The following is a 23,328-nucleotide window of genomic DNA, read 5'->3' on the forward strand; positions in this document are numbered from 1 at the left end:
CGGCGGTTTTCCTTACCGACGCATGTTTTCCGTTGCGTCACCCCGAACCGGACGTGCACCCTTTGGCCACACCGGCGAAAGGACATGTCGCCAGCATCAACCCGGACTACACCAAAAAGAGGATTATTCTATGGATTTCATGACGTCCGTCCGCACCTGTCTCGGAAAATATGCCACCTTCTCGGGTCGCGCGCAGCGCTCGGAATACTGGTGGTTCGTGCTGTTCAACTTTATCGGCTCGATCATCCTCAACATTATCGACACCGCCATCATCGGAGTGCCGGCCTTGTCGATCATCTGGGCGCTCGGCCTGCTTCTTCCGGCCCTTTCGGTGTCGGTGCGCCGCATGCATGACCTCGACAAATCGGGGTGGTGGATCCTTGTTGCGTTCATCCCCCTGCTCGGCTTCATCTTGATCATCTACTGGTTCGTGCAGCGTGGCACCGAAGGTCCGAACCGCTTCGGCTCCGACCCTCTGGCCTCGGGGCGCTACGCCGCCGCCTGAGTGCACGATCTACCGCAAAGCCCCGCCGGACCAAGGTTCGCGCGGGGCTTTTTTGTCGTCTATGGGCAGCCGATCCCAGTATTTTCAAACCTTGGCCCCGCTTCTGCCGCTTTGCCCCGCGATCACACCGCGCAAGCAGGCGCACGCAAGGTAAGGTCGCATGGGTCCCATTTCGGCAGTGATCAGTTGCTACATCAACATCCTGAATTTCTCGGGCCGCGCGCGGCGCGCGGAATACTGGTGGTTTTTCCTGTTCCTCGTGCTGGCCGGTATGGCGGTGCAATTCGGGTTCATTGCCGTGTTGTGGCGCGATCCAGAATTCATCGAGGCCCTGCAGGACCCTGTACGCCTGAACGCCTGGTTGAAAGAAAGCGACCAGATGCTCACCTACACCGCCTATGCGGCCGTCGCTTACATCGTGTTCGCATGGTTGCCGCAATTGGCGGTGACCGTCCGCCGCCTGCACGACACCAACCGCAGCGGTTGGTTTTTCTTCATGCCGCTGGGCGTGGCTGTTCTGGCCGGGATTGCTGGCGGGATCGTGGCGGCAGCCATGGGCAATGCAGCGGGTCTCTCGCTGATGCTCTTGATCTTGTGCTTGCCGGTGATCGCAAGCCTCTGGTTTCTCGTGGTGCTATGCCTGCCCGGCACACAAGGCACGAACCGCTTTGGTCCCGATCCAATCAAAGGCCGCAAGCGCCGCACGCCCGATCACCCGGCCTTTGCGCAAGCCATTGAGCCCGAGGAGCGCGCCGCCCGCGAGGCCGCGCGCCGGGCCGAGATCGCAGAATATTACCGCAAGAATGTCGCGCCTAAAGCGCGCCGGGTTTGACGGAGCAATTTGAGCCCAAGGCCCGCCGGGCCTGAAGGCTCAGTATTTGTAGGCGTCATAGATGCGGCTCAGATCACCGGCCCATTCGCCGCGATAGGCCTCGAGCAATTCGTCGGCGGGAACCCGGCCCGTTTCCACGCTGTCTTTCAGCGCGTTGAGGAAATGCGTCTCGTCGGGGATCAGGCCATCGGCACCGGGGCGCGCGCGGGCCTTCAGCCCCGCCTCGGCGATGGACACCACCTCACGCGCCAGCGCATGCATGTCGACGCCGCCGACCCGCGCCTGCAACCCGTCGATCGAGGCTGCCACGCGCAACGCATCGCGCGTTTCCGCATCCCAGCCCTTGACCAGATCCCAGGCCGCATCCAGCGCGGTCTGATCATACATCAGCCCCACCCAAAACGCCGGCAAAGCGCACAGGCGCCGCCAAGGGCCGCCATCGGCACCGCGCATCTCGATGTATTTTTTCACCCGCGCCTCAGGGAACACGGTTGTCATGTGATCGGCCCAGTCGCTCAGCGTGGGGATTTCACCGGGCAGGGCAGGCAGTTGCCCTTTCAGGAAATCGCGGAAGGACTGGCCAAGCGCGTTGATGTATTTGCCGTCGCGGTAGACGAAATACATCGGCACATCGAGGACGTAGTCGACCCAAGCCTCGAACCCGAATCCGCTTTCGAAGACGAAGGGCAGCATGCCGGTGCGCGCGGGATCAAGGTCGCGCCAGACGCGGGCCCGCCAGGACTTGTGCCCGTTGGGCTTGCCGTCGAGAAAGGGCGAATTGGCGAAAAGTGCGGTCGCCACCGGTTGCAGGGCCAGCGCCACGCGCATCTTCTGCACCATGTCCGCCTCGGACCCGAAATCAAGGTTCACCTGCACCGTGCAGGTGCGCCGCATCATCGTGGTGCCCATGGTGCCGACGGTCTGCATGTAGCCGTCCATCAGCTTGTAGCGCCCCTTGGGCATGAGCGGCATGTCCTCGTGCCGCCAGATCGGCGCGGCGCCCAGACCGATGAACTCCACTCCGATGCGGTCTGCGACCTCGCGCACCTCGCGCAGGTGCTCGTTCACCTCGTCGCAGGTCTGGTGGATGGTCTCCAGCGGCGCGCCGGACAGTTCGAGCTGTCCGCCGGGTTCCAGACTGACATTCGCGCCATCCTTGGTCAGGCCGATGATGGTGCCGCCTTCCAGCACCGGCTCCCACGCGAAGCGCTCCTGCAACCCTTCCAGCACCGCCTTGATCGAGCGGTCGCCGTCATAGGGCAGCGGGTTCAGCGTGTCGCGGCAATAGCCGAACTTCTCATGTTCGGTGCCGATCCGCCAGTCTTCCTTGGGCTTGCAGCCCGAGGCGAGGTATTCGGCCAGCTGATCTTGATGCTCGATCGGGCCGCCGCCGGACTGGGGGATGGACATGGGTGGTTCTTTCGCGTTCGGGGATGTGTCGCGGCCGAGACGTGGCCCGAGGGCTCTATCGTGTCAAGGCCAGAGGCGACGCGCGCCGCCACAGCACCTGTTCGCCACTGCGCGATCCCTGCCGCGCCGCCAGCAGGCGTTGGGCACCCAGACCGGGCAGGGTGGTGAACGCATCGAACAGCACATCGGCCCCCGCGGCATCGACAGGCACCATCAACACTTGCCCCGGTTCGGTCAAAAGCCATGCGGCGGTGCCGTCGGGATCGCGCCGCACGGCCAGCGCGGTCAGGTCGCCCAGCGAAACCGCCCCGCCCGTCAACGGCCCCATGTAGAGAATGCGCCCCTCGATCACCTGCACCACGCCCGGCCCCTGCCCGTCGGACGCAAAGCGCGCACGGCGCACAGCCGGGATCAGCGCCAGCGCCGCCACGACCGCCAGCACATAGCCGAAGCCCTGCACGATAGGGCCGGGGCTGGCCGCGATCCAGAGGCCCAGCACGACGACGGCACAGGCCCCGATCACCTCGCGCCAGCGCACCAGCAGCGCCACCACCTCGGGGCGCAGAAAACCGCTCATGTCCAGTCCCCCAAGCTGGTCTGGAAAAGCGTCAGCGCCGCGACCGCCGCCGTATCGGCGCGCAGGATGCGCGGCCCCAAGGCGATGGGCACCACGAAAGGCAATGCGTGCAACCGCGCCCGCTCGGCTTGCGAAAACCCGCCCTCCGGCCCGATCAGGATGGCCCAGCCCGCGCCCTGCCCCTCCCGGGCAGCCTCGGCCGCGACAAGCTCCGGCAAGGTCGCGGATCGTCCCGCTCGGCCCTCGTCGCACAGGATCAACCGCCGCCCTTCCGGCCAGTCCGCCAGCACAGTTTCAAGCCGTTGCAGATCGCAGACCTCGGGCACGAAGGTCCCGCCGCATTGCTCGGCCGCCTCCACCGCATGGGCCTGCAACCGGTCCTGCCGGATGCGTTCGGAATTGGTGAATTCGGTTTGAACCGGCAAGATGCGCGCGACGCCCATCTCGGTCGCCTTTTCCACGATGAAATCCGTGCGCGCCTTCTTGATCGGCGCAAACAGCAGCCAAAGGTCCGGCGGCAGCATCAGCGGCGCGGTCTGGCCTTCGCACACTAGGCTTCCGCCGCGCTTGCCCGCCGCGGCCACGCGCCCACGCCATTCGCCATCGCGCCCGTTGAACAGCGCCACCTCGGCGCCCGGCCCCAGCCGCATGACGTTGAACAGGTAGTTTGCGTGATCCCGCGACAGGTCAACCGTTTGCCCCGCCCCCAAAGGCTGGTCTACACAGAGGCGTATCTTGGGACGGTCCGACATGAGGGGCAGACTATGAGCGAGGCCCGCGAAACGCCAGAGGGGCAGGTGGCGGATGCCGTTCGCGGCAACTGGGTCGACCGGCTGGCCCCCGCGACCACGCGCCCCTATCTGCGGCTGAGCCGCGCCGACCGGCCCATCGGCACATGGCTGCTGCTTTTGCCCTGCTGGTGGGCGCTGTTTCTTGCTGCGGCTTCCAGCGGGTCCGGACTCGGTGCCTTCGACCTCTGGCTCTTTGCAGGGTCGGGCCTTGGGGCCTTCCTGATGCGCGGTGCGGGCTGCACCTGGAACGACATCACCGACCGCGACATCGACGGACAGGTCGCGCGCACCCGCTCGCGCCCTATCCCGTCGGGTCAGGTCAGCGTGAAACAGGCGCTTGTCTGGCTGGTGGCCCAAGCGCTGGTCGCATTCCTGATCCTGCTCACCTTCAACCTCAACGCCATCTTGTTGGGCATCGCCTCGCTGGCCACCGTTGCCATCTACCCCTTCGCCAAGCGATTCACCTGGTGGCCGCAGGTGTTCCTTGGCCTTGCCTTCAACTGGGGCGCGCTGCTCTTGTGGACTGCGCAATCGGGCAGCCTCGGCTGGCCGGCTGTCGTGCTCTACCTGGCGGGCATCTCATGGACGCTGTTCTACGACACCATCTACGCCCATCAGGACCGCGAGGATGACGCGCTGATCGGGGTCAAATCCACTGCCCGCCTGTTTGCCGACAACACCAAGCTCTGGCTGCGCGGCTTTCTTGTGGCAACCGTGCTGCTGATGGGGCTCGCGGTCCTGATGGCCCTGTCCGAGGCGTCGGTTCTGGCGCTCGCGCTGGCGCTGGCGGGGATCTGGGGCATGGGCTGGCACATGTTGTGGCAATTGCAACGGCTCGATATCGACGACGGGGCGGTCTGCTTGCGGCTCTTCCGCTCGAACCGCGACACCGGCCTGATCCCTGCGCTGTTTTTCGCCACTGCGGCGCTGGTCTGATTGAACCCGGTCCACCAAGCCTGTAACCCGACTGCAACGCCTTTCGACAGGCCCGGACGAAACGGTACATGATCCGCATCCAGACCTTCATTGCGACCGGCTCCTTCGCTCTGGCGGGGGCGCTTGCCGTGGTGACCGCCGGCTTTCTTGCACTGGCGATGGAGAACCGCTCGGTCGAGACGATCGAGCAGGTGCTGCATGAGGGTGGCATGGGCTGGGCCGAGGTGTCGGCCAATGGTCTTCAGGTCTATCTGGACGGCACCGCCCCAAGCGAGGCTTCGGCCTTTCGGGCGGCCAGCCGGGCCGGAGCGATCATCGACGCGGATCGCGTGGTCAACCGGATCGAGATCGCCCGCCGCGATGCCGCCACCCCGCCACGGTTCTCGGTCGACGTGCTGCGCACCCCCACCGGCATTCAGGTGATCGGCCTTGTGCCTGCCGAAACCGGGCTCGATCCGATCAATGCCGCCATCGCCGGGATCGCCAATGGTGGCGACGTCGCCAATCTGGTCGAAACCGCGGACTTCCCGGTTCCCGAGACATGGACGATCGCCTTGGACTACGGGCTGCGCGCGCTGCAGGAACTGCCCCGGTCCAAGGTGACGGTCTATGCCAATCGGGTCGAAGTGCAGGCGATCAGCGAAAGCGCTGAACAACGCGCGCGCTTTCTGGCGACGCTGGAGCGGGGCCAGCCGCAGGGGGTGACAGTCATCCTCGACATCTCCGCGCCCCGCCCGGTGGTCACGCCGTTTGTCCTGCGCTTTGCCATCGACGCCGAAGGCGCGCGGTTCGAGACCTGCACCGCCGACACGCTTGAGGCACGAAACCGGATCATCGCCGCCGCCGCGGCCGCCGGCGCCGAGGGGCTCTTGACCTGCCAGATCGGTCTGGGCGTGCCATCGCCGCAATGGGCCGACGCCGTGATCAGCGGGATCAGGGCGCTGGCAAGTTTGGGTGCTGGAACGATCGCCTTTTCCGATGCCGACGTGACCTTCATCGCGGCGGAGGGGATCGGACAGGACGAATTCGACAGGGTCATTGGCGAGTTGGGTGCAGCCCTGCCGGGCGTCTTCTCGTTGCAGGGAATTTTGCCCGAACAGCGGGCCGACGGTGGCACCGTCAGTACAGGGCCGGCTCGGTTCATCGCCACGCTGGCCGATGACGGCCAGGTGCGGTTGCGCGGACGCCTGCCCGAAGGACCTGTCGGCCGCTCGGTAGAAGCCTATGCCCGCGCGCTGTTCGGCGCGGCCCGGACCGATATCGCAACCCGGTCGGTCGAAGATCTGCCCGAAGGCTGGTCGGTCCGGGCCATGGCGGGGCTGCAAGCGCTGTCGATGCTGCATGACGGAACCATGACGCTGGAACCCGACACGCTCCTGCTGCGCGGCCAGACAGGCAATTCCGAAGCCATTTCGGACCTGACGCGTCTTTTGACCGAGGAACTGGGGCAAGCGGCGGCCTTCGATCTGGAGGTCAGCTACGAGGAATCGCTCGATCCGGTCGCCTCGCAACTGACCCCCGAACAATGCGTGGCGCGGATCCAGGAGATTCAGGCCGAGGGCAAGATCACCTTCGATCCCGGTTCGGTCGAGATCAACCAGGCGGCCGGGCGCGTTCTGGACCGGATCGCGCAAGTGCTACCCGATTGCCGCCATGTCCGGATGGAAATCAGCGGCCATACCGACAGCCAAGGCCGAGACGAGATGAACCTCAACCTCAGCCAGTCGCGCGCCGATGCGGTGCTGAACGGCCTGCTGGCGCGCAACGTGCTGGTGTCCAACCTTGTCGCGCAGGGCTATGGCGAAACCCGCCCCATCGCCTCGAACGAGACGGAAGAGGGCCGCGAGCAGAACCGCCGCATCGAATTCCGGCTGCTGGCGGGGGGAACTGTCGGCGCGGATGGCGATGCCACGGCAGAGGACGAAGAGGTGATCGACGAAACCGGCGACGGGGCCATGACGGCAACGACCCGGCCCCTCCCCCGCCCGGCCAGCGTGCTCGAGGCGGCCGCCGAGGCGGAAACACAGGAAGACAACCAATGAACCGGATCGAGTTCATCATCGTGATTGCCATCATCCTGTTTCTGGCCTTTGTGCTGGGATGGCTGGCGCATTGGCTGGTGGCCCGCTTCAACCAGGTGTCGAGCGCGGATCTCAACGAGATGGAGGCGCTTGCGAAGGCGCTGCATGATGCCGAGGAAACCCGCGATCAGGCCATCGCCTACCTGCAGCAGCGCGAGGCGGAACTGACGGCGCAGTTGAGCCAGACAGAAGCGGAATTGCGCGCGGCAATGGATGGCCTGCGCGAGGCGCGGCATGAATCCGAAGAGATGCGTGTCTATATCGAGCGGATCAGCCAGCGGCAGGAATGACACGGGCAGTCGCACGGGTGACACTCTGCGCTGGGGGCTTTGCCCATCGGTATTGTCGCCCGGACCCGGGACGCGACACCGGCGTATCTGGACCGCAACGATAGGCCGCGGTCAGGCCCGAGACTGCCAGCGTGCCAGCGCGTCCTCGTCCTCGTCCCGGGCCGCGACCCAAGCGGAGCCTCCGGCGGTGACTTCCTTCTTCCAGAACGGCGCGCGGGATTTGAGGTAGTCCATCAGGAATTCAGCCCCCGCAAAGGCATCTGCGCGGTGGCGCGCGGCGGTGGCGACCATCATGATCGGATCGGCGGGGCCGAGGCGGCCGAAGCGGTGCAGGATCATCGCATCGACCAGACCGAAGCGGGCCATCGCCTGATCGCGGATGTCGGCCAGCGCTTTTTCCGTCATGCCGGGAAAATGCTCTATCTCCATCACCTGCAGGCCACCGCCCGCCAGATCGCGCGTGATCCCCGAAAAGCTGACCACTGCCCCCGCCCCCGTGACCCGTGAGGCAAAAGCGTTCAGCTCTGCCCCCATGTCGAAGGCGTCCTGTTGCACCCGAACCGGCACGGCCATCGCCTTAACCCCCGGTCATCGGCGGAAAGAACGCCACCTCGCGCGCGCCCTCAAGGCTGGCATCCATGTCGACAAGGGTCTGGTCGACCGCTGCCCGGATCGCGGCGATGTCGGAAAAGGCCAACGCATAGCCTTCGTCTCGCGCGCTGAGTTCGGCGATCAACTCGGCCACCGTGGCGGCCTCTGTCTCGATGCTCTCGGTCGCGGTGCCGACTCGCTCGCGCATCCAGGCGAAATAGCGGATCTGCAATGTCATGCCGGGTCTCTTAGAAAGGGCAGCGCCTTGCGGAAATAGTCCAGACCGGTGACGAGTGTCAGCCCCGCCGCCAGCCACAGCAGCACCAGCCCGCCATATGAGGTCAGCATGAGCCCGTTGTATTTCCAGATCAACCCGACGCTATCGGGAATGTCGCCGTTCAGGATGCCCGACACAATGGCCCCGTTCATGCCGAAGGTCTGCATGATGAAATAGTGGTCGAACAGGCCCCATGCGAACAGCATGGTGATGGCAATCATCTGCACCATGGTTTTCCATTTCGCCAGCGGCGTGACCTTCAATGTCCCGGCCTGATGTCCAAGAAATTCCCGTAGACCCGAGACGAAGACCTCGCGGAACAAGATGGCCACGACCGGGATCAGCGTCCAGGCGGTGATGCCATGGACACCCAGCAAAACTGCCAGTGCGATCACCACCACCGCCTTGTCGGCGATCGGGTCCAGCATCGCGCCAAAGCGGCTGATCTGGTTCCAGGCACGGGCAAGGTAGCCGTCGACATAGTCGGTGAGCGAGGCCGACAGGAACAGGACCATCGCGACCCAATCCGCAAAGGGTCGAGGCAGGACCAGAAAGACCAGCCCCACCATGGGGGCTGCGATCATCCGGGCGACGGTCAGGATGTTTGGCAAGGTCCAGCGCATGAACAAGGTGTAACGCGCGCGCGGGGCAGAGGGAATAGATCAAACCGCCAGCGCAAAGGCATCCTCGTCCAGATCCTCCTCTTGAACCTCTTGCGGCTCGCCCTTGTAGGCCAGCAGGAGAGAGTGAAGTTCGGGGAAATGCTCGAACCCTTCCAACACGGCGCTGGCTTCGGGGATCGGGGCTTCGACCGGAGGAAACTCGAAGCTCTTGGGATCCAGATCGGACGGTTTGACCCCGCTCAGGACGATCCCGCCGAGCGACTTGTCGACCGCACCATCCGCGTCGAGAAACCGGATCAGCGTCGAGGGCTTGGTGTCGTGGGTGTAGCTGATCAGACGCAGATCCTCAGGACCGGTAAGGTCGGTACCTTCGAAGCTCAGCGTGTCGATACCGACCTCGAAATCGAGAATGATGTCGAAGCCGCGGTCAAAATCGCTGTGCACGAAACGGTCGGCTCCGAAACCTCCGATCAGGGTGTCGTTGCCCGACCCGCCATTCAAGACGTCATCACCATAGCCGCCATCGAGGTAGTCACCTTGCGCGCCGCCCAGCAGCGTGTCCCGGCCCAGATCGCCGAACAAAGTATCCGCCCCACGCCCGCCCTCGATCCGGTCATGCCCGGCGCCACCGCGCACGAAATCATTCCCCGCGCCTGCGGCAATGTGATCGTTGCCAGCAAGCGCAAAGATCACGTCATCGCCCTGTCCACCCAAAAGCGTTTCGGACTGATCGGTGCCGCGCAAACGCAGCGGCTGCAGGGTGGTCAACGGCCCGGGGGCAGTTGGCAGCTCGGGGGTCGTCTGCAATTCGGGGGTCGACGGCAGCTCGGGCAGGCTCGGTTCCTCGATCGGAAGTACCGCGATAGTCATGGCAGCAGCGGCGACTTGCACCGCTTCTTCGGCCGGCTCGGACGAAAAGATGAACTGCATCACTTCAAATGGCCGCAGCGGGATCCTGAATACGGCGTCATCCCCGATCCGGGTCGGCGTGATCTCGGATACGATGGCGTCCCGCATGTTCCCGCCCGCTTCCTCGTAAAAGATCGACGTCACGCGCAACTGGTCAAACTCCGTCACGAAGCCCGACAGGTCGACCTCCAGCAGCATGGTTTCCGCCGACCGCGACGAGAGGAAGGCGATCTGCTCGTTCAGACCGCTGGCAGTGACCCCGGCCTCGCCTTCGAACAAGGTGACCTCGACGCTGTTCGAGGGGCTTTTCAGGTCGGATGAGATGGACCAGTCGGTCGTGACAAGCTCATGGGATGACACCGTCTGGCGCAGCAGGTCGATCATCGCGCCACGGGTCGTGTTCGTGGAAATCTCCAACCCGTGCACCGTCTGGGTCGTCACCTGCTCGTCGCGAAACAGCAGGGCGTTTTGCGTGTTGTGGGTGATCGGCCAGAGAAAGGCCTGATCCACCCCGGCCTCGACCATGTTGGCCACATGTTCCAACATGTAGGAAGCACCGTGGATACCGATGTCGACACCCTTCTCGCCCAGCGCGATGTTCTTGTTGATGTTGTATTCACCAACCATCTTCACGAGGTCGCGGCCAATCCAGTCTTCCCAGTTGTTCTTGCCACCATCCAGGTTCTGCCCAAGGCCGCGGTCCTCGGCGAAGATGCCCGAACTGTTGTCGAACCCGTCCAGATCGGCATCGCGCCAGTAGAAGTTGCGGATGATGCCGTCGAGCGCATCCTTGGCGCCGTTCACCCGATCGAACCCGGCTTGAATATCGCCATTGGCCTTGTCGAGGTCATTGCCGAAACTGCCGCGCAGATTGCCTGCGGCCTGCAAGAACACCTGCGCGTCATAGCCTGCCACCTGCATCCCGGCGGACAGGGCAACGGCGACCTCACCGGCGTTCATGCCATATTCGAATTCCAGCGAACTGTCGAAGGCGACCCGGCCGCCCCAGTACTCATTGCCAAGCTCGAAGGCGCGCACGACGCCCGGAAACTCCGTCTCCAGCGCGGTGGCGAATTGCGTCATCTGGTCGAGGAAGGCGGCGCGGCTGAACCCGGCAGGGGTCTCCACAGGAACCACCATGTTGACGGCGATACCCTCCTTGATCGCAAAGGTCAGCATGTTGACGACGTTTTGCGACAAGGCACCGTCGATCATCATGCCTTTGGAAAACACGGCATTGGTTTCCCCACCCGGAAAGCGGACCATCTCGATGCCGAAGTGATCCAGCGCGGTCTGCGTTCCTTCGGTCGGTACACCGAGCGGATTGTCGGCACTGTTGGCGAACCAAGGCGATCCGGTGTTGGATGTCTGCACGACATTGGTCTGGAACAAGGTCGACGAAACATGCTCGCCGCTGGGTGCCCAGTTCTTCAGACTGAGATTATGAATTGCCAATTCCATTGTCGTGCCCTTCTGGCGATACGTTTCACGCGCAGTTCGATCCGGGCTGCACGGGCGCCGTTTGCCTGCCTGCCGCCCCGAAAACGGGGGACCATGTGGCAACCGGGCCTGTCAGGCCGAGGGTCGAACTCGGGGGATGGACTGCAAAGGCTGTGCCAATCTCGGATTGGCAGGACCAAGGCTCCGCAAGACGCACGCCGGTCGCACACCGGAATTATGCCGGGCGGATCAGGTCAGGTCAGGTCGGGAAACGTTTCGGACAGCGTCGACTAAGATCGATTAATATCTATCGATACATATCGCTTGGAGGATTTGGGTGTTGCGATCGCGCAGTGACCCACGCGTCATCAGCGCATTGTAACGGAGGATCGAAGCAAGAGTGGATTGGCCAAGAAGGCCCCCCCAAACCGGGCGGGCCTGCGCCTTCGGGGCGGCCGCGTCCTTATCGCCGGACGCTCAGCCGCGGGCGTGGAAGTGGTCGTAGATCTTTTGGGCCAGCCCCTCGTTGATCCCGTCGACCGCAGTCAGATCCGACAGGTTGGCGCGGCTGACGGCCTTGGCGCTGCCGAAATGGGCCAGAAGCGCGCGCTTGCGGGTGGCGCCCACGCCCGCGATGTCGTCGAGCGGTGTGGCGCTGACGGCTTTCGACCGTTTGGCGCGGTGCGCGCCAATAGCAAAGCGGTGCGCCTCGTCGCGCAGGCGCTGAATGAAATAGAGAACCGGGTCATTGCGTTGTAGCGCCATGACCGGCTGGCCGGGGCGGTGGAATTCCTCCTTGCCGAGGTCGCGGTCGATCCCCTTAGCGACACCGATGAAGGGCACATCGTCGATGCCCAGATCGTCCATGATCTGTTTCACCGCCGACACCTGCCCGGCGCCGCCGTCGATCAGCAGCAGGTCGGGCCAGGCCTCGCTCTCCCGATCCGGGTCTTCCTTGATCAGGCGCTGGAAGCGGCGGGTCAGCACCTCTTTCATCATGCCGAAATCGTCGCCGGGGGTCAGGTCGTCGCCCCGGATGTTGAACTTGCGGTATTGCGATTTCAAGAAGCCGTCGGTCCCCGCCACCACCATCGCACCAACCGCATGCGCGCCCTGAATGTGCGAGTTGTCATAGATCTCCACCCGGCGCGGGGCGGCATCCAGATCAAAGGCGTCGGCCAGCCCGGCCAGAAGCTTGGACTGCGCCTGCCCTTCGGCCATGCGTCGGGCCAGGCTTTCCCGGGCATTGCGCATGGCCCCGTCGATCAACTCGGCCTTTTCGCCGCGCTGGGGCACGAGAAGCTCGACCTTGCGGCCCAGCTTTTGGCTCAGCGCGTCGATCATCAGGTCGGCATTCTCGATCTGATGGCTCAGGATGATCTGCGGCGGCGGGTCCTGCTGGTCGTAGAACTGGCCCAGAAACGCCTCCAGCACCTCGGGCTCGTCGATGTCGGGGCCTATGCGGGGGTAATAATCCTTGTTGCCCCAATTCTGGTTGGCGCGGATGAAGAAGACCTGCACGCAAGCCTGCCCACCCTCCATATGGAGCGCGATCACATCGGCCTCGCGCACGCCGCGCGGGTTGATGCCTTGGGCTGATTGCACATTGGTCAGCGCCCGGATCCGGTCGCGCAGCGCCGCGGCGCGTTCGAATTCCATCGCCTCGGAGGCGGCGGCCATCTGACGGGCAAGCTGTTCCTGCAATTCGGTGCTGTCACCCTTGAGAAAGCGCATCGCGTCGGAGACGGAGGCCGCGTAATCGGCGGAGGTAATGTAGCCGGTGCAGGGCGCGGAACAGCGCTTGATCTGGTAGAGCAGGCACGGCCGCGTGCGGGATTCAAAGGTCGCGTCGGTGCAATTGCGCAGCAAGAACACCCGCTGCAACTGGTTGAGCGTGCGGTTGACCGCGCCCGCACTGGCGAAGGGCCCGAAATATTCGCCTTTCTCCGTCTTGGCGCCGCGATGCTTCTTGATCTGCGGAAAGGCGTGGGTGCGGCTGACGAGGATGTTGGGAAACGACTTGTCGTCGCGCAGCAGCACGTTGTAGCGCGGCTTGAGCTGCTTGATGAGGTTTTGTTCCAGAAGCAGCGCCTCGGTTTCCGTGCGCGTGGTCAGGAACATCATCGAGGCGGTTTCGCGGATCATCCGCGCGATGCGGGGGCTGTGGCCGCCGGGCTTGGCGTAATTGGCCACCCTCTTTTTCAGCGCACGCGCTTTGCCCACATAAAGAACGCGCGATTGCTCATCGAGCATACGGTAGACGCCCGGCGAATTGTCGAGCGTCTTGAGGTAGCCTTGGATCACCTCGTGCCCGGTTTCAGGGCTGGTTCTGGACGTGTCAGGCATCTATGGCGGATCTTTCTCGATTCCCCCACTCGCTGCAACGGATCGGGAGCCGGATCAAGAGGTCAGGTATCCACCAAACCTGTGGATAAGCTTGCGGAGAACTTCGGGGCGAGGTGAAATTTTCCTTGTTCTGGGGCTGGTTCTATGGTTTGCCCAGTTTTTAGGCACATATGTAATGCACTGTTATATCAGAATATTTTTTTGCAAAAATCCGCCAGTCACACCCATGTTACCCGGATTTAACAAAAGCTTTACACGGCGCGGCCCGGTGGAAAAGTCAAGTTGGCTAGCCGGTGTGCCTTACTCGACGCCCAGCACATCGGGGGTCTGCCAGGCAAGATGCTGGCCACCGTCCACGCAGATCAACTGCCCTGTGACCGCCCGCGCCGTCAGGAAATAGCGCAGCGCGTCGCAGATGCCCTGCGCATCCGAACCGCGCTGCAGAATCGTCGCCGCGCGCTGGCCTGCGAAATGCTCGGCCGACTGGCGCGCGCCCTGAAGCGTCGGGCCAGGGCCGATGGCATTGACGCGCACCCGCGGCGCCAGCGCCTGCGCCGACGTGCGGGTCAGCGCCCAGAGCGCCATCTTGGCGATGGTGTAGGTCATGAATTCCGGCGTTGGCTTCAGAACGCGCTGGTCGATCATGTTGACGACAAGGCCCTGCGCCACCGGCTCGCCGCGCTCGTCATGCAGCGGGTCCGGCACCTGCGCGGCCAGCGCCTGCGTCAACACGAAGGGCGCGCGCAGGTTCGATTCAAGATGCCGGTCCCAGCTGTCCCGGGTGGCAGTGGCCATGTTGTCATACTCGAAGATCGAAGCGTTGTTGACCAGCACCACGATCGGCGCACCCAGCGCTTCGGCCGCGCGCGGCACCAGCGCCTGCATCTCTGCCTCCACGGTCAGGTCTGCCCGCAGCATCGCGGCGCGGCGGCCCATGGCGCGCACCTCGGCCGCCACCTGCGCGGCGTCATCGGCGCTGCCGGAATAGTGGATCGCCACGTCTTGCCCTGCACGGGCCAGCTCCAGCGCCATCGCCCGCCCCAGACGCCGCGCCGCGCCCGTTACCAATGCCGTCATCACCCCGCCCCTTATGCCAGCAGCATCACGAGATAGGCGACATAGAGCGACGTGAAGATCACGCCAACCAGCCGCCCCATCGACCAGCGCAGGAAAACGAAAGGTGCCAGCACCAGCGAGGCCGCCAGCATCACCCAGACGTCCAGCCGCAACAGCGCCGGATCGACCGGGATGGGTCCGACCAGCGACGCGACGCCGATGATGCCCAAGAGGTTGAACATGTTGGACCCGATGACATTGCCCATCGCTACGTCGGAATGCTTGCGCAAGGCCGCCATCACGGTCGTGGCCAGTTCCGGAAGCGACGTGCCGACGGCCACCAGCGTCAGGCCGATGACCGTCTCGCTGACGCCATAGGCTTGCGCGATCACGATGGAACTGTCGACCAGCAGGTCCGCACCAAGGGGCAGGCCGATCAGACCCAGCACCAGATAGAGCGCGATCTTCCACCACGGCATGTCGGGGTCGGCCTCTTCCAGCACCTCCTCTTCCTCGGGGGCCGGGGCGCCGTTTGCGGCGCGGCGATGCGCCTGCGCGGCCCGCGCGCTGTCGATCAAGATCAGCGCAAGCGCCCCTACGAGGATCAGGCCCGACCACCAATGATAGGGCCCAAGGAACCCCAGCACGATGAACAGCAGCGTGCCTGCGATCATGATCAGGAAACTGCGGCTGGTATCGCTGCCCGCCGCGATCCCAAAGATCATTGCCGGAATCCCAAGGATGAGCAGCACATTGGCCGTGTTCGACCCGATCACATTGCCCAGCGCCAGCCCCGGAACTCCGTCAAGAACCGCCTTGATGGAAATCAGCAACTCTGGCGCCGAAGTGCCGAAAGCCACCACCGTCAGGCTGACGATCAGCGCCGGAATACCCAGCCGCAGGCTGAGATTCACAGCCCCTTTCACAAGGGTGTCGCCGGCCAGCAGAAGAACGATCAGTCCAAGGCCGGCATAGACGAATTCAAGGATCACGGTGTCAGCCTTGTCCCTTGTGGCAATGGCGGCATGGGCCGCCGCGCAGGTTGTAGCGTCCACAGTCCGGGCAAAGCCGCGGCTTGGGCAAGCCGCCAGCCCGGTCGCCCTTGCCTCCGATCCGGGGCCACCGCAACCGGCCGAACATCGCCAGCACAACCATGAAGATCAGGAACAGGCTGACGATCTTGAGCATCACGTGAGACCATACCGTGACCAAAGGGCACGATCCTCGATGCTGGCCTCGATCCCACCGGTCAGTTCGGCCGATAGGCTGGCGCCGAAACGCTGGAACAATCCGCGTCGGGGGCCAAAGCGCTGAAACCGCACCTTGTCGCCATAAAGCTCCTTGAGCTTGGGGACGATATGGCCGAGGCCATCGGCAAGCCCCAGATCGACACCGCGCTGACCGACCCAGAATTCGCCGGTGAACAGGTCGTCACCGCCCACCAGCCGCGCACCGCGCCGGGCTTTCACATGGGCGATGAAAGCCTCGTGGATCTGCCTGTGGATGCCCTTGAGCCGTTCCACATCCTCGGCGCGTTCGGGGCGGAACGGGTCGAGCATCGATTTGTCCTTGCCCGAGGTGTAGACGCGCCGCTCCACGCCGATCCGGGCGATCGCCTCGTGCAGACCGAAGCCCGCCGAGATCACGCCGATGGAGCCAACGACAGAACTGGCGTCGATCCAGATGTCATCGGCGGCGCAGGCCAGCCAATAACCGCCCGAGGCCGCCACATCCTCCACGAAGGCGTGGACGGGGATCTTTTTCTCATCGGCCAGCCGCCGGATACGCCCCGCGATGAGCGAGGATTGCGCGGGGCTGCCGCCGGGCGAATTCAGCACCAGCGCCACGGCTGCCGGTTTGCCCTTGGCAAAGGCCCGTTCGATCGCGGGGGCGAGCGCGCTGTCACTGAGCGTGCCGCTGCGGTTTGAGGCCGCGATGACGCCCGACAGCGTGACGACCGAAACCACGGGGTCCTTGGCGATGAACGGAATGAAGCGCTTCATGCGATGCGATGTAGAGTGCGTCTTGGGACGGAACAAGGCGCGGCACGCGTTTGGCAGCGATTGTGCCCGGGCGGAACCGGATCAGGGGGGCGCTGCCCCCCGCCGCCTGCGGCGTCTCCCCCCGGGATATTTGCGAAACGAAGAAGCTGGCGTCAGGGCGCGTCCTGCAGACGGCGACGCAATTCGGTCTTGAGGATCTTGCCGTAGTTGTTCTTGGGAAGGCCTTGCACCGTCACATAGGCCTTGGGCCGCTTGAACCGGGCGATCTGGTTCAGGCAATGGGCGTCGAGCGCCGTCGGATCGACCGTCACCCCGGGGGCGGGCACGACGAAGGCTACCACCTCTTCGCCCCATTCGGCCGAAGGGCGACCGACGACGGATACCTCGTGGACGGACGGATGGGTCAGCAGCACCTCTTCCACCTCGCGGGGGTAGATGTTGCTGCCGCCCGAGATGATCACATCCTTGGACCGATCGGCCAGCGTCAGGTAGCCGTCGGGGTCCAGATGCCCCATGTCGCCGGTCATCAGCCAGCCATCCTTGAGGGTTTTCGCCGTCGCCTGCGGGTTCTGCCAGTAGCCCGGCATGACGGGGGCGCCGCGCACCATGATCTCGCCGATCTCGCCCGCAGGCAGCGTGGCACCTTGAGCGTCCCCTATTGCAACCTCGACAAGGCTTTGCGCGCGACCGACCGAAGCGAGGCGCGCTGCCCAGCGCGGGTGGGCGCGGTCTGCCACATCGGCGCGCGACAGGGCCGTGATCGCCATGGGGCATTCGCCTTGCCCGTAGATCTGCACGAATTTCGGGCCGAACCAATCCACCGCCTCCTCGATATCGGCGCGATACATCGGGCCGCCTCCATAGACGATGGTGCGGATGCCGTCGCCGCGCATGCCGCTGGCTTTGGCAGCGTCGGTCAGGCGGCGGACCATGGTGGGCGCGAGGAACATCGAGGTCGGGCCATGGGCGGCGGACAGGTCCAGCACCTCGCCCGCGTCGAACCCGCCCGAGGGCGGCACGATGTGACGCGCGCCCATTCGCACATGGATGGGCGCGTAGATGCCCGCGCCATGGCTCATCGGGGCGGCGTAAAGGGCGGCATCCTTGGCGCTGATGGGGTCCACGTCGACAGGATAACACAGCGAGGTCGCGGCCAGCATGCCATGGGTGATCCGGACGCCCTTGGGCCGCCCCGTGGTGCCGCTGGTGTAAAAGAGCCAAGCCAGATCGCTTGGCCCGCGGTCGGCTACCGGGGCAGGCGCGCCGCGGGTCATCGCGGCGAAGGCGTCGGCTTCCAGCACGGTTGCGGGCAGTTCGGCCTCGGCGGTCAGATCAGGGGCAAGCCCCGCGCCCACGAAGACATGCCGCGCGCCGCTGTCTTGCATGATGAACGACGCTTCCTTGGGGTGAAGCTTGGCGTTGATCGGAACGGCGGCGGCGCCCGCCATCCATATGCCGTAGAAGGCGATGAGATACTCGGGGCTATTGCCGGCGAAGATCGCCACCCTGTCGCCCGGCTTGATCCCCCTGCCCATGAGCGCCCCGGCGAGGGCTGCGGCGCGGGCGTGAAAGCCGCCATAGCTCTCTACCACAACGCCGCCCCGCATCAGCGCCGGGCTGTCGGGCGCTGTCTGCGCGCTGCGCTCCAGCCAATGGGCGATGTTCATGGGCTGCTCCCCCTCCTGATCGGGTCCCAGTCTTCCGCGCCATCCCATCTGGCGCAAGGGCCACTGGCGGGACGATCTGGGGGCCGGTAGGCTGGAGGCCGACACCCCTGCCGGAGACTGCGCGCCCCATGCCCCCAGACATCGTGATCCTTGGCGTTTTCGTCGCCGATGCCGCCTTTCGCTGCGACCGTCTGCCGAAACTGGGCGAGACGCTGATCGGTACGGGTTTCACCCTCGGCCCCGGCGGCAAAGGGTCCAATCAGGCGGTGGCGGCGGCCAAGTCTGGGGGCGACGTGGGGTTTTTGACCCGGATCGGGGATGACACCTTCGGGGCGATGGGCCGCGCCGTCTGGGCCGAGGCGGGCGTGCGGTCGATGGCGATCACCGATGCGGCGCGCGCGACCGGCGCCGCCGGCATCTTCATCGAGGAAACCCAAGGCCGGAACGCCATCGTCATCAGCCCGGGTGCTGCGGCGGCACTCAGCGTCAGCGATGTGGAGGCCGAAGCGGTGGCCATCGCAACTGCGAAGGTTGCGATGACGCAACTGGAACAGCCCATGGCGGCGGCCCTGCGCTTCTTGCAGATCGCGGCAGCGGGCGGGGCCGTGACCATCCTCAACCCCGCCCCTGCGACGGCCTTGCCCGACGGCATGCTGGCGCTGTGCGACTACCTGACCCCGAACGAGACCGAGGCCGAGGCGCTGACCAGCATCACCGTGACCGACATGCCATCGGCGACACGGGCGGCAAAGGCGTTGCTGGCGCAAGGCGTGCGCCGCGCGGTGATCGTGACATTGGGCGGCGCGGGCGCGGTGGTTGTGGATGCGGATGGGGCGCGCGGCGTGGCCCCGATGCAGGCGGGGCCGGCTGTGGACACGACGGGCGCAGGCGATGCGTTCAACGGCGGGTTTGCGACCGCGCTGGCAGAGGGGCAGCCGCTGGATGATGCGCTGCGCTTTGCCACCGCTGTCGCGGCCCTGTCGGTGACGAAGCCCGGCACCGCGGCGTCTATGCCCGCGCGCGCCGAGGTCGGGGCGCTGCTGGGACGCTAGCGCCAGTGCAGATCCATCACTTGGCGCAGGAAATGCCGGTCGCCCGACACGGCCAGACGCTCGGCCGCTACATCCCATGGCAAAAAGACCGCCGTGTGGCCGGGTTCGGTCGGGTTGCCGCGGCGGGGGCCAAGCTCGGCCAGATAGATGTGGCACTGTTTTTGCGCGAAGAGGTCGTATTCAGGCATGTAGGTATAGCGGTGGAACATCCCGAGCCGCCGGGGCGAATGGATCGCATAGCCGGTTTCTTCAAGCACCTCGCGGTGAAGCGCGCGCAGGGGCTGTTCGCCGGGGTCGATGCCGCCGCCGGGCAGTTGCAGTTCCGGGCGCGGGGCCTCCTGAAAGGTGGCAAGGATGCCGTCGCCCGCCGCGATCACGGCATAGACACCGGGCCGGGGCGTGTAGGGACGGCCCGGTTCGGGCTGGGTTCCGAAACGTCGGTTCATGGGGCACTCCACTGAGGTGCTTCCTTGTGACAGAGGCGCGCGCGCCGCGAAATCCCCCCTCTCGCCAAGTCCCGCCCCTTGCGCTAGGGGGATGTCATGACCGACGACCAGATTGCCGCCATCCGCGCCACCGCCGCCCGTGTCCTGCGCACCGAGGGAGAGGCCGTGACCGCCATGGCCGACGCCCTGCCCGAGGATTTCGTCCCTGCCGTCGAGGCGATTCTGGCCACCAAGGGCCGCGTGATCCTGTCAGGCATCGGCAAATCGGGACATGTGGCGCGCAAGATCAGTTCGACCTTCGCCTCGACCGGCACGCCCTCGGCCTTTGTCCATCCTGCCGAGGCGAGCCATGGCGACCTTGGCATGGTCATGCCGGGCGATCTGACGATCCTGATCTCCAATTCCGGCGAGACGGCGGAATTGCGCGACATGGTCGCCCATGTGGCCCGCTTTGCCATTCCGATGGTGGCGATATCCGGCCGGGCCGACAGCACGCTGATGCAGGCCGCCAATTACCGGCTTGTCCTGCCGCAGGCGCCCGAGGCCTGCGTGATCGGCATGGCGCCCACCACCTCGACCACTCTGACGCTTGCCTTGGGCGATGCGCTGGCGGTCGCCACGATGGAACGGCGCGGGTTCCTGCCTGAACAGTTCCGCACCTTTCACCCCGGCGGCAAGCTGGGCGCGCAGCTGTCCAAGGTGGCGCAGCTGATGCACAAGGGCGACGCGCTGCCCTTGGTGGCCGCCGACATGCCGATGCCCGAGGCGCTGATCGTGATGAGCGAGAAGAGCTTTGGCATCGCGGGCGTGGTGCAGGACGACAGGCTGGTGGGCGTCATTTCGGATGGCGACCTCAGGCGCAACATCGCCCATCTGATGGACCGGACCGCCGGTCAGGTCGCCACGCGCAGCCCCCGTGTCATCGCGCCCGAGGATCTGGCGGCCGAGGCGATGGCGGTGATGTCGGCCAACCGCATCACGGCGCTGTTCGCGGTAGACGCTGCGATGCGGCCCGTTGGCCTGCTGCACATCCACGATTGCCTGCGCGCGGGCCTCGCCTGACGGCGGTCAGCCGAGGTAATCAGAGTCACTCACAGGCTCTTGCCAGTCGGCGGCGGCGCCATCGACCGCTTCTTGCACCGCGATATGGGTCATTGCGGCCGCTGCCGTCGCCCCGTGCCAATGCCGTTCGCCAGGCGTGATCCAGACCACGTCGCCCGGCCTGAGCACCAGCCGCGGCTGTCCCTCGGTCTGGGCCCAACCCTCGCCGTCGGTCACGATCAGCAACTGGCCCAGCGGATGCGTATGCCAAGCGGTGCGCGCGCCGGGCGGGAAATGCACTCGCACCGACGCCGCGCGGGAGGGCGGCGTGGATTCGTGCAACCGTTCGATGATCACGGCGCCGGTGAAATAGGCGGCAGGGGCGGGGCCGGTGGGGATCTCGGCCTTTGGGATCAGTTTCATCTCAGACCTCGTAATAAGTGCGATACCACTCGACAAAGCGGGTCACGCCATCGGCCACCCGTGTCTGTGGACGATAGCCGGTCAGGCGCATCAGAAGCGCTGCATCGGCCCAGGTTGCGGGCACATCGCCCGGTTGCATGTCCATGAGATTGCGCTGCGCCTTTCGACCCGTCGCGGCCTCGATGGCGGCGATGAAGTCGGTCAGCGGCACGCTGTCGGAATTGCCGATATTCACGACCCGCCAGGGCGCGACCGGGCTGAGGCTGTCGCCCGGCAGGATTGCCTCGGGCGATTCTGGCCGGATGGGCACCGCGTCGATCAGGCCCATGATACCCTGCACCAGATCGTCCACATAGGTAAAGTCGCGCCGCATGTCGCCGTGGTTGTAGACGTCGATAGGCCGCCCCTCGAGGATCGCCTTGGTGAACTTGAACAGCGCCATGTCGGGCCGTCCCCATGGTCCGTAGACGGTGAAGAAGCGGAACATCGTGGTCGGCAGGTCATAGAGATGGGCGTAGCTGTGCGCCATCGCCTCGTTGGCCTTCTTGGTGGCCGCGTAAAAGGACATCTGCGTGTCGGCCTTGGCCGTTTCCGCGTAAGGCAGATCGGTGTTCGCGCCATAAACGCTGGAGGTGGAGGCCAGAAGGCTGTGAGCGGGCGGAAAGGCCCGCATCGCCTCGAGCAGGCGGAAAGTGCCAAGAATGTTCGCCTCGACATAGCTTTCGGGGTTGTCGATCGAATAGCGCACGCCCGCCTGGGCGGCGAGGTGGATGACTGCGTCGGGCCGCACATCGTCCATCAGGCGATGCAGCAGTCCCGGCGCCTCGATCCGGTCGTTGACCACGCGAAAGCCGGCGTTTTGCAGCAGCATCGCCTGCCGCCGCTCCTTGAGGCGCACATCATAGTAATCGGTCATCGCATCGACGCCGATCACCTGCCAGCCATCGGCCAAAAGCCGGGCACAAAGATGGTAGCCGATGAAGCCCGCCGATCCGGTGACGAGGGCCGTCCGTGTCATGCGTCACCCTCGGTGGTGCAAACCCAGCGCCACGAACTGGCGCACATCTCGTCCAGCGTCTTCTCGGTGCGAAAGCCCAGCACCTCGGCGGCCTTGTCGGCGCTGGCGACAACGGTCGGCACGTCGCCCGGGCGGCGCTCGGCAATCGTGTAGGGCAGATCGCGGTTGCAGGCTCGCTTGTAGGCGGCGATCACCTCCAGCACCGAATGGCCCGTGCCTGTCCCAAGGTTCACGCAATGGCCCTGCCCGGTCTCGAACAGCTTTTCCAGCGACAGCACATGCCCACGCGCCAGATCCTCGACATGGATGTAGTCGCGCACGCCAGTCCCGTCGGGCGTATCATAGTCATTGCCGAAGACGGCGATCCGGTCCAGCTCGCCCCGGGCTACCTTGGCGACGAAGGGCATGAGGTTGTTGGGAATGTCGTGCGGATCCTCACCGATCAGGGCCGAGGCATGCGCGCCCGCCGGGTTGAAGTACCGCAACACTCCGACGGCCCAGTCTGGGTTCGACCGCCCCAGCCAGTCCAGCATCTGCTCACCAAGTATCTTGGTCTGCCCATACGGGTTCATCGCCCTGAAGGGCGCTGTTTCCGGTGTCGGTGTCACGTCGGGCACACCGTAGACCGTAGCCGAAGACGAGAACACCAGCCGTCTGCACCCCGCCCCGTCCATCGCGCGCAACAGCGCGGTCAGCCCCCCGACATTCACGTCGAAATAGTCCAGCGGACGCGCCATGCTCTCACCCACGGCCTTGAGCGCCGCGAAATGCACCACTGCGTCGATCGCGTGTTCGCCAAACACCCGGGCCAATGCAGCGCCGTCGCGGATGTCGCCTTCGACGATGGTGACAGGCCGCCCCGTGATCCGGGCCAACCGTTCGCGCACCGAGCGGCGCGCATTGCTGAAATTGTCGAGAATCAGCACGTCGTAGCCTGCCTCGACCAGCGCCACATAGGTGTGGGACCCGATGTAGCCGGCACCGCCCGTCAAGAGTACACGTCTGGTCATGATA

At 65.1% G+C, this 23,328-nt stretch carries 24 protein-coding genes; 7 read left to right on the forward strand and 17 right to left on the reverse strand.

Features of this window, described 5'->3' with window-relative positions:
* The first annotated feature begins 130 nt into the window (after positions 1-130).
* A complete protein-coding gene (locus C7455_RS13310) occupies positions 131-505 on the forward strand; it encodes a DUF805 domain-containing protein (RefSeq protein WP_109669005.1) in 375 nt (124 codons plus the stop codon).
* A gap of 160 nt (positions 506-665) precedes the next feature.
* Positions 666-1,337, forward strand: a complete 672-nt coding sequence (locus C7455_RS13315) for a DUF805 domain-containing protein (protein ID WP_109669007.1) — start codon at positions 666-668, stop codon at positions 1,335-1,337.
* 39 nt (positions 1,338-1,376) lie between these two features.
* Here C7455_RS13315 and C7455_RS13320 read toward each other — a convergent pair whose 3' ends face one another.
* The 3 genes from C7455_RS13320 to C7455_RS13330 are packed head-to-tail and all read right to left on the reverse strand — an operon-like array spanning position 1,377 to position 4,076.
* Positions 1,377-2,747 carry a glutamate--cysteine ligase gene (locus C7455_RS13320; RefSeq protein ID WP_109669009.1) on the reverse strand — a complete coding sequence of 457 codons (1,371 nt, stop codon included), beginning with the start codon at positions 2,745-2,747 and terminating at the stop codon, positions 1,377-1,379.
* 55 nt (positions 2,748-2,802) lie between these two features.
* A complete protein-coding gene (locus tag C7455_RS13325; protein ID WP_109669010.1) occupies positions 2,803-3,324 on the reverse strand; it encodes a hypothetical protein in 522 nt (173 codons plus the stop codon).
* A complete protein-coding gene (locus C7455_RS13330; protein ID WP_109669012.1) occupies positions 3,321-4,076 on the reverse strand; it encodes a 16S rRNA (uracil(1498)-N(3))-methyltransferase in 756 nt (251 codons plus the stop codon). The genes C7455_RS13325 and C7455_RS13330 overlap by 4 nt, the downstream gene beginning before the upstream one ends.
* A 12-nt stretch (positions 4,077-4,088) precedes the next feature.
* Between C7455_RS13330 and ubiA the strand changes: the two genes are divergently transcribed.
* The 3 genes from ubiA to C7455_RS13345 all read left to right on the forward strand — a co-directional run bounded on the left by ubiA (position 4,089) and on the right by C7455_RS13345 (position 7,422).
* A complete protein-coding gene (ubiA, locus tag C7455_RS13335; RefSeq protein ID WP_109669014.1) occupies positions 4,089-5,051 on the forward strand; it encodes a 4-hydroxybenzoate octaprenyltransferase in 963 nt (320 codons plus the stop codon).
* Positions 5,052-5,119: 68 nt separating this feature from the next.
* Positions 5,120-7,093: an OmpA family protein gene (locus C7455_RS13340; protein WP_109669016.1), complete on the forward strand. Its 1,974-nt coding sequence runs from the start codon at positions 5,120-5,122 to the stop codon at positions 7,091-7,093.
* Positions 7,090-7,422, forward strand: coding sequence for a hypothetical protein (locus tag C7455_RS13345; RefSeq protein WP_109669017.1), 333 nt, complete (start codon positions 7,090-7,092; stop codon positions 7,420-7,422). The genes C7455_RS13340 and C7455_RS13345 overlap by 4 nt, the downstream gene beginning before the upstream one ends.
* 111 nt (positions 7,423-7,533) lie before the next feature.
* Here the strand turns inward: C7455_RS13345 and C7455_RS13350 are convergent, their stop codons facing one another.
* The 10 genes from C7455_RS13350 to C7455_RS13395 form a co-directional block, all read right to left on the reverse strand.
* Positions 7,534-7,989, reverse strand: coding sequence for a molybdenum cofactor biosynthesis protein MoaE (locus C7455_RS13350; protein WP_109669176.1), 456 nt, complete (start codon positions 7,987-7,989; stop codon positions 7,534-7,536).
* A gap of 10 nt (positions 7,990-7,999) precedes the next feature.
* Positions 8,000-8,251 carry a molybdopterin converting factor subunit 1 gene (moaD, locus tag C7455_RS13355; RefSeq protein ID WP_109669019.1) on the reverse strand — a complete coding sequence of 84 codons (252 nt, stop codon included), beginning with the start codon at positions 8,249-8,251 and terminating at the stop codon, positions 8,000-8,002.
* Positions 8,248-8,913 carry a CDP-diacylglycerol--glycerol-3-phosphate 3-phosphatidyltransferase gene (gene pgsA, locus C7455_RS13360; protein ID WP_109669021.1) on the reverse strand — a complete coding sequence of 222 codons (666 nt, stop codon included), beginning with the start codon at positions 8,911-8,913 and terminating at the stop codon, positions 8,248-8,250. The genes moaD and pgsA overlap by 4 nt, the downstream gene beginning before the upstream one ends.
* A gap of 39 nt (positions 8,914-8,952) precedes the next feature.
* Complete coding sequence (locus tag C7455_RS13365) at positions 8,953-11,283, reverse strand: calcium-binding protein (protein ID WP_109669022.1); 2,331 nt, start codon at positions 11,281-11,283, stop codon at positions 8,953-8,955.
* 456 nt (positions 11,284-11,739) lie between these two features.
* Complete coding sequence (uvrC, locus tag C7455_RS13370; RefSeq protein WP_109669024.1) at positions 11,740-13,608, reverse strand: excinuclease ABC subunit UvrC; 1,869 nt, start codon at positions 13,606-13,608, stop codon at positions 11,740-11,742.
* A 300-nt stretch (positions 13,609-13,908) separates the two neighbouring features.
* Complete coding sequence (locus C7455_RS13375; protein ID WP_109669026.1) at positions 13,909-14,685, reverse strand: SDR family oxidoreductase; 777 nt, start codon at positions 14,683-14,685, stop codon at positions 13,909-13,911.
* 11 nt (positions 14,686-14,696) lie between these two features.
* Complete coding sequence (locus C7455_RS13380) at positions 14,697-15,653, reverse strand: calcium/sodium antiporter (protein WP_109669178.1); 957 nt, start codon at positions 15,651-15,653, stop codon at positions 14,697-14,699.
* Between the two features lie 7 nt (positions 15,654-15,660).
* Complete coding sequence (locus C7455_RS13385) at positions 15,661-15,855, reverse strand: hypothetical protein (RefSeq protein WP_109669028.1); 195 nt, start codon at positions 15,853-15,855, stop codon at positions 15,661-15,663.
* A complete protein-coding gene (locus C7455_RS13390; protein ID WP_109669029.1) occupies positions 15,852-16,667 on the reverse strand; it encodes a S49 family peptidase in 816 nt (271 codons plus the stop codon). The genes C7455_RS13385 and C7455_RS13390 overlap by 4 nt, the downstream gene beginning before the upstream one ends.
* Positions 16,668-16,819: 152 nt before the next feature.
* The gene (locus C7455_RS13395) at positions 16,820-18,334 is read right to left on the reverse strand and encodes a class I adenylate-forming enzyme family protein (RefSeq protein WP_109669031.1); all 1,515 of its coding nucleotides are present in this window, start codon (positions 18,332-18,334) and stop codon (positions 16,820-16,822) included.
* 128 nt (positions 18,335-18,462) lie between these two features.
* On the opposite strand from C7455_RS13395, the gene C7455_RS13400 reads away from it, so the two are divergent.
* Positions 18,463-19,386: a ribokinase gene (locus C7455_RS13400; protein ID WP_109669033.1), complete on the forward strand. Its 924-nt coding sequence runs from the start codon at positions 18,463-18,465 to the stop codon at positions 19,384-19,386.
* Here C7455_RS13400 and C7455_RS13405 read toward each other — a convergent pair.
* Complete coding sequence (locus tag C7455_RS13405; protein ID WP_109669035.1) at positions 19,383-19,832, reverse strand: NUDIX hydrolase; 450 nt, start codon at positions 19,830-19,832, stop codon at positions 19,383-19,385. The genes C7455_RS13400 and C7455_RS13405 overlap by 4 nt on opposite strands.
* Positions 19,833-19,928: 96 nt before the next feature.
* Between C7455_RS13405 and C7455_RS13410 the strand changes: the two genes are divergently transcribed.
* A complete protein-coding gene (locus C7455_RS13410) occupies positions 19,929-20,894 on the forward strand; it encodes a KpsF/GutQ family sugar-phosphate isomerase (protein WP_109669036.1) in 966 nt (321 codons plus the stop codon).
* 6 nt (positions 20,895-20,900) lie between these two features.
* On the opposite strand, the gene C7455_RS13415 is transcribed toward C7455_RS13410, so the two are convergent.
* The 3 genes from C7455_RS13415 to galE are packed head-to-tail and all read right to left on the reverse strand — an operon-like array spanning position 20,901 to position 23,324.
* Positions 20,901-21,296, reverse strand: a complete 396-nt coding sequence (locus C7455_RS13415; protein WP_109669038.1) for a (R)-mandelonitrile lyase — start codon at positions 21,294-21,296, stop codon at positions 20,901-20,903.
* A 1-nt stretch (position 21,297) separates the two neighbouring features.
* The gene (locus C7455_RS13420) at positions 21,298-22,314 is read right to left on the reverse strand and encodes an NAD-dependent epimerase/dehydratase family protein (protein WP_109669040.1); all 1,017 of its coding nucleotides are present in this window, start codon (positions 22,312-22,314) and stop codon (positions 21,298-21,300) included.
* Positions 22,311-23,324 (reverse strand): UDP-glucose 4-epimerase GalE, encoded by a 1,014-nt coding sequence (gene galE / locus C7455_RS13425; protein ID WP_109669180.1) that lies wholly within the window; start codon positions 23,322-23,324, stop codon positions 22,311-22,313. Before galE ends, C7455_RS13420 begins: the two co-directional genes overlap by 4 nt.
* Between the last annotated feature and the right edge of the window lie 4 nt (positions 23,325-23,328).

The organism is Roseicyclus mahoneyensis, assembly GCF_003148775.1.
GTDB lineage: Bacteria > Pseudomonadota > Alphaproteobacteria > Rhodobacterales > Rhodobacteraceae > Roseicyclus > Roseicyclus mahoneyensis.